The sequence below is a fragment of the Zoogloea sp. genome (assembly GCF_041911615.1).
In the GTDB taxonomy this organism is placed as follows: Bacteria; Pseudomonadota; Gammaproteobacteria; order Burkholderiales; family Rhodocyclaceae; genus Zoogloea.
The window spans coordinates 1-13,502 of sequence record NZ_JAYROR010000045.1 but is presented as its reverse complement, the minus strand read 5'-3'; the positions used below and the strand labels follow the sequence as shown (position 1 = coordinate 13,502).

The 13,502-nt window shown below is 68.7% G+C and carries 11 protein-coding genes; 5 read left to right on the top strand and 6 right to left on the bottom strand.

The window, feature by feature from the left end; translation table 11 throughout:
- Window positions 1-258 precede the first annotated feature (258 nt).
- Window positions 259-588, top strand: a complete 330-nt coding sequence (locus ACE3P2_RS05775; RefSeq protein WP_374262029.1) for a YnfA family protein — start codon at window positions 259-261, stop codon at window positions 586-588.
- A 54-nt stretch (window positions 589-642) separates the two neighbouring features.
- Window positions 643-975 carry a multidrug efflux SMR transporter gene (locus ACE3P2_RS05770; RefSeq protein WP_374262026.1) on the top strand — a complete coding sequence of 111 codons (333 nt, stop codon included), beginning with the start codon at window positions 643-645 and terminating at the stop codon, window positions 973-975.
- A 79-nt stretch (window positions 976-1,054) separates the two neighbouring features.
- Here the strand turns inward: ACE3P2_RS05770 and ACE3P2_RS05765 are convergent, their stop codons facing one another.
- Window positions 1,055-1,996 (bottom strand): PEP-CTERM sorting domain-containing protein, encoded by a 942-nt coding sequence (locus ACE3P2_RS05765; RefSeq protein WP_374262023.1) that lies wholly within the window; start codon window positions 1,994-1,996, stop codon window positions 1,055-1,057.
- Window positions 1,997-2,508: 512 nt separating this feature from the next.
- On the opposite strand from ACE3P2_RS05765, the gene ACE3P2_RS05760 reads away from it, so the two are divergent.
- The gene (locus ACE3P2_RS05760) at window positions 2,509-3,528 is read left to right on the top strand and encodes a diguanylate cyclase domain-containing protein (protein WP_374262021.1); all 1,020 of its coding nucleotides are present in this window, start codon (window positions 2,509-2,511) and stop codon (window positions 3,526-3,528) included.
- Window positions 3,529-3,649: 121 nt separating this feature from the next.
- On the opposite strand, the gene lldP is transcribed toward ACE3P2_RS05760, so the two are convergent.
- The 5 genes from lldP to ACE3P2_RS05735 all read right to left on the bottom strand — a co-directional run bounded on the left by lldP (window position 3,650) and on the right by ACE3P2_RS05735 (window position 11,200).
- Window positions 3,650-5,296, bottom strand: a complete 1,647-nt coding sequence (gene lldP / locus ACE3P2_RS05755) for an L-lactate permease (RefSeq protein WP_374262018.1) — start codon at window positions 5,294-5,296, stop codon at window positions 3,650-3,652.
- 107 nt (window positions 5,297-5,403) lie between these two features.
- Entirely contained in the window at window positions 5,404-8,178 is a 2,775-nt protein-coding gene (locus ACE3P2_RS05750; RefSeq protein ID WP_374262015.1) for an FAD-binding and (Fe-S)-binding domain-containing protein, read from the bottom strand.
- Between the two features lie 84 nt (window positions 8,179-8,262).
- Window positions 8,263-9,717, bottom strand: coding sequence for a LutB/LldF family L-lactate oxidation iron-sulfur protein (locus tag ACE3P2_RS05745; protein WP_374262013.1), 1,455 nt, complete (start codon window positions 9,715-9,717; stop codon window positions 8,263-8,265).
- On the bottom strand, window positions 9,714-10,388 hold the full coding sequence (locus ACE3P2_RS05740; RefSeq protein WP_374262011.1) for a lactate utilization protein C: 675 nt from the start codon (window positions 10,386-10,388) through the stop codon (window positions 9,714-9,716). The genes ACE3P2_RS05745 and ACE3P2_RS05740 overlap by 4 nt, the downstream gene beginning before the upstream one ends.
- Window positions 10,388-11,200: a (Fe-S)-binding protein gene (locus ACE3P2_RS05735; RefSeq protein WP_374262008.1), complete on the bottom strand. Its 813-nt coding sequence runs from the start codon at window positions 11,198-11,200 to the stop codon at window positions 10,388-10,390. Before ACE3P2_RS05735 ends, ACE3P2_RS05740 begins: the two co-directional genes overlap by 1 nt.
- 278 nt (window positions 11,201-11,478) lie before the next feature.
- Between ACE3P2_RS05735 and ACE3P2_RS05730 the strand changes: the two genes are divergently transcribed.
- Window positions 11,479-12,243: a GntR family transcriptional regulator gene (locus ACE3P2_RS05730; protein ID WP_374262005.1), complete on the top strand. Its 765-nt coding sequence runs from the start codon at window positions 11,479-11,481 to the stop codon at window positions 12,241-12,243.
- Between the two features lie 96 nt (window positions 12,244-12,339).
- Window positions 12,340-13,502: leucine-rich repeat-containing protein kinase family protein (locus ACE3P2_RS05725; protein ID WP_374262002.1), on the top strand; the 1,163-nt coding region annotated here is incomplete at its 3' end.

Genomic DNA, 13,502 nt, shown 5'->3' with positions numbered 1-13,502 from the left:
CACGACGGGGCGCGCGCGCCTAGCGGTGCGCCAGTCTGGTGCGCTTGAAGGCCGACCACGCGGCGATCAGCGTCAGCGGCGAATAGGCGCCCAGCGTCGCCATCAGTACGATTTCCGTCAGACCCATGTCCATGGCACGTATCCTTGAGCAGAAGGGGGTAAGCCGTTTCATGCAGGCTTCGTGCCAGGTTTGCTGCGGTGCAGCAGCGGCGGCCCGGTGGCACAATCGGGTCTTTCCGGTCTCGAGAAGGCCCACTCGTGGAGTTGCTCCGCCTGAGTTTCCTGTTCGCCGCGACCGCGCTGGCCGAAATCGTCGGCTGCTACCTGCCCTGGCTCGTGCTCCGGCAAGGCCGGACAGCCTTGCTGCTCCTGCCGGCGGCGGCGTCGCTGGCGCTCTTCGCGTGGCTGCTGACCCTGCATCCCAGCGCGGCCGGCCGTACCTACGCGGCCTACGGCGGCATGTACATCGCCGTGGCATTGGGCTGGCTGCGCGTCGTCGAAGGCGTCGCGCTCACCCGCTGGGACGTCGGCGGCGCGGCTATCGCCCTGGTCGGCATGGCGGTGATCGCCCTCCAGCCCCCGGCGTGAGGCCCGCCGGTTGCCGGCCCCACCCCCGCTCATCGTGTCCCGTCGGGAGTCCCCGTGAAGCACTGGCTTTTCCTGTTCGTCGCGATCGTCTCGGAGACCATCGCCACTTCGGCCCTCAAGTCGAGCGAGGGCTTCAGCCGGCTGTGGCCGTCGCTGCTGGTGGTGGCCGGCTACGCCACCGCGTTCTACTTCCTGGCCCTCACCCTGCGGGTCATCCCGGTCGGCGTGGCCTACGCGATCTGGTCGGGCGTCGGCATCGTGTTGATCGCGCTCGCGGGCTGGTTCATCTACGGCCAGCGGCTCGACGCGCCGGCGCTGTTCGGCATGGGGCTGATCGTCGCCGGGGTGGTGGTGATGAACGTTTTCTCGCGCACCGGCGGGCATTGAGCCCCCCGTTGCGCCAAGAAAAAACGGCGACCTCGCGGTCGCCGTCGAATCGCCGCCGCGCGCGGTGGCGTGGGCTGGATCAGGCGGTCTTGCGACGCTGCGCCAGCAGCCCGGCGGCGCCCAGGCCCAGCAGGGCCAGCGCGCCCGGCTCGGGAATCGGCGCGGCCCCGGCGGGCAGGTCGATGAACGCGGTGATCGCGCTCAGTGCGTCGTTGAAGCCGTCGTCGAGGGTGATGTGCAGCGAATTGCTGCCCGGCACCAGCAGGCTGGTGATGTCGTAGGACTTGATGTCGAACAGGTTGCCGTTGCCCACCGAGGTGCCCGGCAGCGAATCGCCCTGGAACAGGCCACCGCTGGCGATGGGCACGCCATTGACTTTGAGCGTGCCGTCGTCGTTGGCGCTGAAATTCTGGCCGTCGGACACGAACAGGCGCAGGAAGGCCTGACCGCCGGAGTAGTTGATGCCGTTCAGGGTGATGTCCCAGCCGGCGGGGTCGTAGGTGGTGGCGAAGTTCGAGTCGTTGCCGTTGAAGATCACCACGTCGCGGTTGTTGGTGGTGTCCGCGTCCTTGAAGAACAACGCGGCGCCGGCGCCGTTGCCGGTGGTGGTGCTGGTGTTGAAGCCCGACAGGGTGTAGGCGCCGTTGCCGTTGATGGTGGCGGTGGTGTCGGCGCGGTAGGCCTGGCCGTTGAGGCGGCCCCAGAAGTTGTCCGACGAGAAGCCGATGTTCGTGCCGGTGATCGGGCTGCCGTTGACCTGGATGTTGGCCATCGCGTTGGGGTCGGTGGTGTTGGTGGGCCCCTGCCAGTACAGGAGCGACTGGTTGACCGTGCCGGTCACCCCGCTCACGGTGATCGTTCCGCTGCCGCCACGCAGGCCGCCGGTGCCGGCGGTGGCCCAGTCGGTATCGAAGACGGTGCTGTAGTAGCCGATCACGTTGGCCTGGGCCGGTGCGGCAGCGATGAAAGCGGTGCTGGCGATCAGCGCCAGGCCGCATGTGCGCATCTTGCTCTCGAACATGGCAACTCCTTTGATCTCGGGGTGAAGGCTTGCGGGGAAATTCGGCGCCGAGGCCCGATGGGCTTCATGGGCAACCAGAAGGCATGTAGCAATTCCGGTGCCTGACAAAAAAACACAATTGTTTTAAATGGTTACACCCGTTTTGGGATGGCGCTGTAAAAAATCCCGACAGCGCGCAGCGGCGAATGCCGGCGGAATGATCCGCCGCGGTGGTGGAGGCGCGGCCGATGGGGCGTGCCTCCGCGACATCGGCCACCCGGAAACGCCGTCGGACACTGTAAGAAATGCCGCCTCCCGTGGTGCGACGCCCATCGCGTAGCCGCGCAGGGGGCTCGACGGGGTGGAAGCCCGGCTCGGGGGCGGCCCGGGCCGCCCGGCGGAATGGCGCTGCGGCGTGGGCGCCACCATCCGCGGTTGTCGTGAAACCCTGACACATTAAAGGTTTATGCAATGCCCCCTATGACTAAAGGTGTATAGTTTTTGCGATTAGACCAGCCATCGTGGGGTTACCCATGCCAGCCAAGACGCAGCTGTTGGACATCATCGCCATCCAGGCCGACATCGCCCGGCTCGGGCTGGATCTGAGCGGCACCATGAGCCTGGTGGTCGAGCGTACCTTGCCGTTGATCGGTGCGGACGGCGCGGCCATCGAGCTGGCCGATGGCGAGGAGATGGTCTATCGCGCCGTCGCGGGGCTGGCCGAAAAGCAGCTCGGGCTGCGCCTGCGGCTGGGCGAAAGCCTCTCCGGACTGTGCGTGCGGACGGGCGAGATCCTGTACTGCCGGGATGCGGAAGACGACCCGCGGGTTGATCGGGAGGCCTGCCGCAAGATGGGGCTGCGCTCGATGATCGTGGTGCCGCTGCGCCACAAGGGTGAGAACGTCGGGGTGCTCAAGGCGATGTCCCGGGTGCCCGACCAGTTCGACGATGCCGACGTGCGGGCCCTGCGCCTGCTGTCGGACGTGGTGGCGGCGGCCCTGTACTTCGCCGCGAAATACAACGCCGACGCGCTGTTCTACAAAGCCACCCACGATGCGATGACGGGGCTGGCGAACCGGGCCTTCTACATCGAGCGACTGCGCAACGCGCTGGCGCTGCACCGGCGCGACAAGCGGCCCGCCAGCGTGCTGATGATCGACATGGACGGGCTGAAGCACCTCAACGACTCCTTCGGGCACCGGGTCGGCGATGCCGCGATCAAGGAGATGGCCCGGCGGCTGGCGGCCTGTGCCCGCGAGTCCGACACCGTCGCGCGGCTCGGCGGGGACGAGTTCGGCATGATCTTCTCGCCGGTGGATCAGCCCATGAATGGCGCGTTGCTGGTGCACCGCATCGAGGACGAGATTGCGCAGCCGCTGAGCTTCGAGGGGCACACCTACCCGCTTCGCGCGAGCATCGGTCTGGCGGAATATCCGGCCGACGGGCTGGACGTGGACAGCCTGCTCGAGACGGCCGACCGGCGGATGTACCGGGTGAAGCGCCTGCATCACGGCGGCGTGGAGCACGGCGGGGTGTCGGAGCGCGCTCAGTAGCCCTGGCCCGGGCGGGCCCGGAGGAGGCTCCGCCGCATAAAAAAACGGCGACCGGATCACCGGCCGCCGTCGAGGCTCCCAGGGGAACGCAATCCCCGTCCAGAAAGCGGTGCTGCGTGGCTTACGGGATCATCCAGGTGAACACGTAGGCCTGCAGGGTGGTGATGATGCCGACCATCGTCGCGAACAGCAGGCTGTGCTTGACGGTGAAGCGGAACAGGTCGGATTCCTTGCCCACCAGGCCGACCGCCGCGCAGGCCACGGCGATGGACTGCGGGGAGATCATCTTGCCGGTGACGCCGCCGGTGGTGTTGGCCGCCACCAGCAGGGTGTCGGAGACGCCGACCTGGTGGGCGGTGGTGGCCTGCAGCGAGCAGAACAGCGCGTTCGACGAGGTGTCGGAGCCGGTGAGGAACACGCCCAGCCAGCCCAGGAACGGCGAGAAGAACGGGAACAGCGCGCCGGTGCCGGCCAGCAGCAGCGCCAGGGTGGCCGACAGCCCCGAGTAGTTGGCGACGAAGGCGAAGGCCAGCACCATGCCGATGGAGTAGATCGGGCGCTTCAGCTCGAACACGGTCTCCTTCAGGGTCTTGGCGGCTTCGCTGGTGCGCATACCGAGCACGACCATGGTGATCAGCGCGGCGATGAAGATCGCGGTGCCGGTGGCCGACAGGATGTCGAGCTTGTACACCGCGGCGTACGGGGTGGCCTTGGCGACGATCGGCTCCATCTTGATGACCAGCTTGTCGAGCATCGGCACCGGGAACTGGAACACCAGCGCGTACAGCGGGCCGTCCTTGGCGAACAGGGCCTTGAAGGGCTTGAGGCTCCAGATGGTGACCATGATGGTCAGGATCAGGAACGGCGACCAGGCCTTGGCGATCTGGCCGAAGGCGTAGTGCTTCTCGGCGGGGCGCTCGGCGTGGGCCTGCTTGTCGAAGCGGAAGATGTTCTTCGGCTTCCAGTTCTTCAGGAACACGGTGAGGCAGATCAGGCTGACCAGCGCCGAGGTGATGTCCGGCAGCTCGGGTCCGATGTAGTTGGCGGTGAAGTACTGGGTGACGGCGAAGGAACCGCCGGCCACGATGATCGCCGGCCAGGTCTCCTTGATGCCGCGCCAGCCGTCCATCATGGCGACGAGCCAGAACGGGACGATCACCGACAGCAGCGGCAGCTGGCGGCCGGCCATCTGGCCGATCTTGAACGGGTCGATGCCGGTCACCTGGCCGCCGACGATGATGGGAATGCCCATCGCGCCGAAGGCCACCGGGGCGGTGTTGGCGATCAGGCACAGGCCGGCCGCGTACAGCGGGTTGAAGCCCAGGCCCACCAGCAGCGCGGCGGTGATCGCCACCGGCGCGCCGAAGCCCGCCGCACCTTCCAGGAAGGCGCCGAACGAGAAGCCGACGAGCAGCATCTGCAGCCGCTGGTCATCGGTGATCGACACCACCGAGGCGCGGATGATGTCGAACTGCCCGGTTTTGACGGTGATCTTGTAAAGGAACACCGCCGCGATGATGATCCAGGCGATCGGCCACAGGCCGTACAGGAAGCCGTAGCCGGCCGACGCGAGCGCCATCGGCACCGGCATCTTGTAGAAGAAGATGGCCACCGCCAGGGCGATGGTGACGGTGATGGTGCCGGCGACATGCCCCTTCATGCGCAGCACCGCGAGGGCCACGAAGAAGAAGATGATCGGCAGCGCGGCGACCAGCGAGGACAGCCAGAGGTTGCCCAGCGGGTCGTAAATCTGCATCCAGGGTTGCATTCGGTATTCCTCCTTTGAGAATGCGGGTGTGGTCTTTGATGAGGCTTTTTGTGCCGGTCGGGCCGGCGGATGTCCGCGGGGGCGGGGGGTGCCCGCCCCCGCGGGGGCTAACAGGTCGCGATGCGCGCCGCTTCGGCGCTGCACTCGTCGAGCAGATGCACGATCGAGCGGTAGGGCAGGCCGGTGGCGTTGGTGAGGCCGATCTCGCAGGTCTGGTTGCTCGAATAGCCGCCGCAGCAGCCGGCCGGCACCTCCAGCTTGCGCAGGGCGTGCGCGTTGAGCTCCGGCACCACGAAGCCCCGGTCGCCGCCGAAGCCGCAGCACTTCACTTCGGGCGGCAGCACCGGCTGCTCGGCGCAGGCGGCGGCGAGCTGCTTAAACTTGCCCTCGAAGCCCATGCGGCGCGCCGAGCAGTTGAGGTGGATCAGCACCGGGTCGGACTTCTTCTGGAGCATCAGGCGCGGCAGCAGGGCGTCGTGGGCGAACTCCACCAGATCGAACACCGGCAGGCGTTCGGTGAGATAGGTCTTCATGCGCAGGCTGCAGGCGCTGGCGTCGAGCACGATGGGGTACTTGCCGTTGTCGCTGGCCTTGCGGAGCACGGCTTCAAGCTGGGCCGACTTGGCGTCGGCCTCGGCGGCCATGCCCTTGCTGGCGAAGGACTGGCCGCAGCACAGCGCATCGACGCCTTCGGGGACGACCGGGGCGTAGCCGGCGCACTCCAGCACCCGGATGACGGTGGCCGACAGGGCATGTTCCGGCGTGTCGGCGCCGAACATGCGGCCGGCACAGGTGGGAAAGTAGACGACTTTGTCGCCCTGGCTGCGGGTGGCGCGGCCCAGGGGCTGCGGCCTGGGCATGCCTTCCTTCCAGGCGCCGCCGGTGAGGCGCGACAGGGCCTTGGGCCCGATCACTGCCTCGGCCAGGTGGCCGGCCTTGAGGGCGGTGCGGGCCAGCGCCTGGGTGGCGCCGAAGTGCTTGGCGGCCAGGCTGCCGAGGCTGCGCGCGACGCCGGAGAGCTGCTCGCCGCGCACCGCGCGGGTCAGCGCGCCGGTCTCGATGCCCACCGGGCAGGCGGTGGCGCACAGGCCGCAGGTGGCGCAAGTGTCGAGGCCCATGTAAAGGTAGTCCTCGCCGAGCTGGCCGGGGGCCTCGCCAGCAGCGTCGCGGCGGGACAGCTCGCGCCAGCCGACGATGCGCTGGCGCGGCAACAGGGTGAGGCCGTGGGACGGGCATTGCGGTTCGCAGAAGCCGCACTCGATGCAGCGGTCCACCGGCGCGTAGAGCTGGCCGGCGGCGGGCATCGGCTTGAGGTGCTTGAGGTGCGCGGCCGGGTCGTCGTTGATGATGACGCCCGGGTTGAGCAGGCCTTCGGGGTCGAAGAGCTGCTTGATCTCCTTCATCAGCCCGTAGGCCTGGGTGCCCCATTCCAGCTCGACGAAGGGCGCCATGTTGCGGCCGGTGCCGTGCTCGGCCTTGAGTGAGCCGTCGTACTTCTCCACCAGCATCGCGCACACGTCGTCCATGAAGGCGGCGTAGCGGGCGACTTCGGATTCGATGCCGAAATCCTGGGTGAACACGAAATGGACGTTCCCCTCCAGCGCATGGCCGAAGATGATCGCCTCGAAGTAGCCGTGCTTGGCGAACAGCTTCTGCAGGTCGAGGCAGGCGGCGGCGAGCATCGGCACGGCCACCGCGACGTCCTCGATGATGACCGTGGTGCCGGGCTTCCTCACCGCGCCCACGGCCGGGAAGGTGCCCTTGCGCACGTTCCACAGGCGCTCGATCTCGGTCGGGTCGGTGGTGAAGGCGGGCGCCTCGATGAGCGGGTGGCGGTTCAGTTCGGCCAGCACCGCGGCGATGCGGGCCGCGAGCTGCGGGGCGTCGGGGGCGCGGGTTTCGATGAGCAGCGCGGTGGCGCCGTCGGCGAGGGTCTTGAGCAGCGGTGGCATGCCCGGCTTGTCGGCCACGGCGCGCAGCGAGGCGCGGTCGAGCAGTTCGACCGCGTCCACCGGCTGCTGCTTGAGGCCGACCACCGCGCGGCAGGCGCTCTCCATGTCCGGGAAGAACACCAGCGCGCTGGCCTTGTGGGCGTACTCGGGCACGGTGTGGTAGGTGACCTCGGCGATGAAGCCGAGGGTGCCTTCCGAGCCGATCATCAGGTGGGCGAGGATGTCGATCGGGTCGGTGAAATCCACCAGCGCGTTGAGGCTGTAGCCGGTGGTGTTCTTGATCTTGTACTTGGTGCGGATGCGCTCGGCGAGGGCCACGTCGCCGCGCACCGCGTCGGCGAGGCGGGCGAGGCCGTCGAGCAGGCTGGCGTGGTGCGCCCGGAAGGCGGCGACGCTGGCGGCATCGGCGGTGTCGAGCACGGTGCCGTCGGCCAGCATCACGCGCAGGCTGGCGAGGGTGCGGTAGCTGTTCTGGGCGGTGCCGCAGCACATGCCGGAGCTGTTGTTGGCGGCGATCCCGCCGATCTTGGCGGCGTTGATGGAGGCCGGGTCGGGCCCGATCTTGCGGCCCAGGGGGGCGAGGCGGCGGTTCACCTCGGCGCCGACGATGGCCGGGCCGACGCTGACGGTGGCGCCGTCCGGGGCGATGCGGCAGGTGGCGAGGCCCTCGCCCAGCAGCACCAGCACCCCGTCGGTGACGGCCTGGCCGCACAGGCTGGTGCCGGCCGCGCGGAAGGTGACCGGGCGGCCGTGCCGGCGGGCCAGGTCGATCACGTCGCGCACTTCCGCTTCGTCGTTCGCCACGGCGACGACTTCGGGGATCAGGCGGTAGAAGCTGCCGTCGGTGCCGTAGGCAAGGCGGCGCAGTTCGTCGATGATGACGCGATCGGCGGGCAGCCGTTGGCGCAGGGCGTCGATGAGCGCGGACACAGGGGTTACTCCCGTCAGGGATTGGATTGGATGCTGGGGGTTGGCGGGGCGGCGCGGTGGCCGCCCGGAGGCGTTACGCGGCCGCTATCTGCGGTCGCGCAGCATGTCTCTGAGCCGGCGCGGGGCGGGCTGCAGCGGCAGGCGCGCGGCGGTCCAGCCGGACTGCTTCCTCGGGGTGAGGAAGCGCAGGCGGGTGGCCAGCCAGCTGAAGGCCCGGTAGCTGCCCGGCCGGCCGTAGACCCGCGCCCACATCCGCCAGACGAAGGTGGTGAGGCGGTCGAAGCCGGCGCCCTGGCCGACCATCGCCGGGTTGGCGTGGGGTTCGCTGTTGGCTTCGCCGCGCAGGCGGATCAGCAGCTCGGGGATCGGGATCTTCACCGGGCAGACTTCGCCGCAGGCGCCGCACAGGCTCGACGCGGTGGGCAGCAGGTGGGTCTGCTCGAGGCCCATCATGTGCGGCGAGACGATCTTGCCGATGGGGCCGGGGTAGGTGGTGCCGTAGGCGTGGCCGCCGATGCGGGTGTACACCGGGCAGTGGTTCATGCAGGCGCCGCAGCGGATGCACTGTAGCGTCTTGCGCAGCTGCTCGTCGGCGTAGGCCTGGGAGCGGCCGTTGTCGAGGAGTACGAGGTGCACCTCCTCGGGGCCGTCCTTCTCGTGGGGCTTGCGCGGCCCGGAGATCATGTTGAAGTAGGTGGACACCGCCTGGCCGGTGGCCGAGCGGGTCAGGATGGAGAACAGCGGGGCGACGTGCTCCAGCTTCTCGACGACCTTCTCGATGCCGGTGATGGCGATATGGACCTTGGGCACGGTGGTGCACATGCGGCCGTTGCCTTCGTTCTCGACGAGGCACAAGGTGCCGGTCTCGGCCACCGCGAAGTTGACGCCGGACAGGCCGATGTCGGCGATCTCGAACTTCTCGCGCAGCACGCGGCGGCCGATCTGGATCAGCGCGTCCACGTTGTCGGTGTAGCTCACGCCGGGGATGTGCTCGGCGAACAGCTTGGCGATCTGCTGCTTGGTCTGGTGGATCGCCGGCATGATGATGTGCGACGGCTTCTCGCCGGCGAGCTGGACGATGTATTCGCCCATGTCGGATTCGAGGGCGCCCACGCCGGCGGCTTCCATGGCGTGGTTGAACTCGATCTCCTCGCTCACCATCGACTTGCCCTTGACGATCAGCTTGGCCTGATGCTGCTTGGCGATGCCGAGCATGATGGCATTGGCTTCTTCGGGCGTTTCGGCCCAGTGCACCTTCACGCCGTTGGCGGTGAGCTTGGCTTCGAGCTGCTCCAGCAGGTCCGGCAGCTTCGACAGGCTGTACTGGCGGATGCTTTCGGAGAGGCTGCGCAGCGAGTCGAGCTCGCCTTCGTCGGGGAACTGGGCGGCCCGCTTGGCCATCAGGAAGTCCATCGCGCCGCGGAAGCTGCTGCGCAGGTGGGCGTCGTTCACCGCGTCGTGCATCCGCTCCCGAAGCTGCTTGGCGGAGACGAAGGCGATCGGCTTTTCGGTGGCGGCGCTGACGTGGGTGGTGCTCATTGCGGCGCTCCTTCGGCGTGGGTGACGATCACGATCAGCTCCTTCGGGCCGTGGGCGCCGTAGGCCAGGGTCTGCTGGATGTCGGCGGTCTTGGACGGGCCGGAGATCAAGAGCGCGTTGGTGGGCATGTCGGCGGACCAGTCCTCAAAGCGGATCGCGTCGAAGAAGGTGGGCTGGATGGTGCGCGCGTCGAGCAGCGCAAAGTGCACCGGTGGCACCAGCGACAGGGTGCGCGGCTCGGCGTCGGACGGCCACAGGATCAGGCTGCCGGTTTCGGCGATGGCGCCGCGGGCCTGGGTGAAGCCGGCGCCGACGCGGTGGAAGAGGTCTGCCTTGATGTCCTCGACCTGGCCAGCCCACGGGCGGAGCGTGGTGCCGGAAAAGGTGGCGGCATCCAGGCGGCGGCCGGCGGGCGTGGCGTCGCCGTAGAGCAGGGTGCCGACGGCCTTTTCGACGCACAGCCGGGCCAGCAGCGCGGGCCAGTCGGCGTCGGTGGCGAGATGCACTTCGGCGTGGAAGGCCTCGATGCCGGCCTTGAAGCGGGCGGCGCGCTGGGCGACGGATTCGCCGCGGGCGCGGGGCGCGTAGTGTTCGTCGAGGCTGGGCAGCGGGTTTGCCGCCGCGGGCTGGGCGCCGCGCAGCTTGGCGAGGATGCGGTCGCGGGCGCTCATCAGACTTTTCCTCCGGTGCGGCGCAGCAGGAAGGTGGCGAGGTGCTCGCCCGGCAGCGACGGCGTGGCGCGGCCGGCTTCCTGGTCCTGCAGCGCGGCGCGCTTGGTGATGTTGAGCATGCAGCCGCAGTCGGCGGTGACCATCTGCTTGGCGCCGGTGGCCTTGATGGAGGCCACCTTGTCGGTGACCATCGCGGTGGAAATGTCCGGGTGCTTGAGCGAGAAGGTGCCGCCGAAGCCGCAGCATTCCGATTCGTGGTCCTGCACCGCGAGGGTGACGTTGCCCAGGCGCGCCAGCAGCTCGCGGCCGACCAGCAGGGTGCCCATCTCGCGGCGGGCCGAACACGAGGTGTGCAGCGCGACGGTGGTCGGGGCACCCTGATCGGGCCGCTTGAAGTCGAGCACATGCACCAGGAACTCGGCCAGCTCGTAGGTGCGCGCGCCGATGGCGGCGGCCCGGGCCTTGAGGCCGGCGTCGTCGCCGACGGCTTTCTCCCAGTGCCAGCGGATCATGCCCGCGCAGGAGCCGGAGGGCACCACGATGGGGTAGTCCTCGGGAAACAGGTCGAGCTGGGCGGCCACCACGTCCCGCGCTTCGGCCGGGAAACCGCTGGTGAAGGCCGGCTGGCCGCAGCAGGTCTGGTTGTCCGGGAAGATCACCCGCACGCCTTCGCGTTCGAGCAGGGTGATGGCATCCATGCCCGCCTCGGGCACGAACATGTCCACCAGGCAGGTGGCGTAGAAATAGACCGCCTGCGGGCGCAGGGGGTAGGTTCGGGCGCCGTGTCCGGTGCCGGTCGAGATGGTGCTCATTCGTCTCCTCCAGTCCTGCCGCTTGGAGACGGAATTCTGATCCGTCGTCGCGGCCATTGGCCAGATGATTCTGGGTATTTCCGGTAAATTGGTAAGACCAATTGATCGGCTGAGGAAAAATTTACCCGGCTCCCATCGTCAAGTCAATCCTCTAAAAGAGTCAAACCTCTGATTTTTTGAGTTTCTAAGGGTAAACGCGGAGCTTTTGCGGCGTTTCGTCTTGAGGTCCGTCAAGTTCGTCGGGTAGTATTTTGGTCAGACCAATTTCAGGGGCTACCATGACCATCGGAAAAATCGCCGTCCAGCGCCTCTCCGACACCATCGCCCACGAGCTCGAACGGCGCATCCTCGAAGGGGCGCTCAAACCGGGCGACCGCCTGCAGCCCGAGCGCGAACTGGCCGCCGAGCTGGGCGTGTCGCGCCCGTCGCTGCGCGAGGCGATCCAGAAGCTGGTGTCCAAGGGCCTGCTGCACAGCCGCCAGGGCGGCGGCACCTTTGTCACCGATCGCCTCGACGCGGGCTTCACCGACCCCTGGGGCGAGATGCTGCGACAGCACCCCAACGTGCAGGCCGATCTGCTGGAGTTTCGCGGGATGCTCGAATCCGAAGCCGCCAGCCTGGCCGCCAGCCGTGCCACCGACATCGATCTGCAGCGCATCGGCGAGGCGTATGCGCGGGTCGAGGGGCTGTTCGCCGAGGGGCCGTCGGCCAGCGTCTTCGAGGAGCAGGTGAAGGCCGACCTGGCCTTTCATCAGGCGATCGCCGAGGCGGCCCACAATGTGATGTTCGGTCACCTCACCGCCAGCCTGTTCCGCGTCACCCACGATCACATCGACCGCAACCTGCGCCACCTGCGCCGTCGCGACGACGACTGGCTCGAACTGCGCGACCAGCACCGCGCCATCTGGGATGCCGTGCAGGGCTGCGATCCGCTGGCCGCGCAGATGGCGGTACGCCGCCACATCGCCTTCGTCCAGGAAAGCATGCTGGCCCGCGCCCAGCTCGAGGAGCGCGAATTGCGCGCCCGTAACCGGATCGGGTAGTCCGGGCGTCCCACGGGGCATCGGATGAGGACTTTGTCGGCAAGGCGAAACATGCGCGCCGGCTAGAATCGGCCATCTTCCGCAAGGCTCGTCGCGATGCACACCCTCGAACAACTCCGCTCGGGCGCCCTGGCCGGCGCGCGCCACCTCAAGCTCGCCGCCGGGCTCACCGAATTCCCGCGCGAGATTTTCGCGCTGGCCGATTCCCTGGAGATCCTCGATCTCTCGGGCAACCGCCTCGCCGCGCTGCCGGACGATCTGCCGCGCCTGCACCGCCTGCGGGTGCTGTTCTGCTCGGGCAATCCCTTCGAAGTGCTGCCCGCGGTGCTGGGCGCCTGCCCGCGGCTCGAGATGATCGGTTTCAAGTCATGCCGGCTGCGCAGCGTGCCGGAGGCGTCGCTGCCGCCCGGGCTGCGCTGGCTGATCCTCACCGACAACCGCATCGAGGCCCTGCCGGCGCGCATCGGGCGCTGCGCCCGGCTGCAGAAGCTCGCCCTGGCCGGCAACCGGCTGGTCCGCCTGCCGCCCGAGATGGCCGCCTGTACCGGGCTCGAACTGCTGCGCATCTCGGCCAACCGCCTGGAGGCGCTGCCCGACTGGCTGCCGGCATTGCCGCGCCTCACCTGGCTGGCCTACGCCGGCAATCCCTTCTGCGCCGAACTCGACGCCGCGTGGCAGCAGCGTGCCTGCGCCCGCCCGGTGGCGTGGCGCGACGTGGCCCTCGAACGGGTGCTCGGCGAGGGCGCATCGGGCGTCATCCATCGGGCCGAATGGCGGGCGGACGGCGTCCGCCGCGACGTGGCCGTGAAGCTCTTCAAGGGCGCGGTGACCAGCGACGGGCTGCCCCTCAACGAACTCGCGGCCTGCCTCGGCGCCGGCGCCCACCCGCACCTGATCCCGGTGCTGGGTCGGCTGGCGGACCACCCGGACGGCACCGACGGCCTGGTGATGGCGCTGATCGACCCGGCCTTCCGTCCCCTTGCGGGCCCGCCGAGTCTGGATTCGTGCACCCGCGACGTCTATACCGCCGAGGTACGCTTCACCCCGGCCGGTGTGCTGCGGATCGCCCGCGCCATCGCCGCCGCGGCCGCCCACCTGCACGGGCGCGGCATCCTCCACGGCGACCTGTACGCCCACAACATCCTGCACGGCGGCGAGGGGCGGGCGCTGCTGGGCGACTTTGGCGCGGCGTCGTTCTTCGCGCCCGACGGCGTGCACGCCCCGCGGCTGGCGCGGGTCGAGGTGCGCGCCTTCGGCTG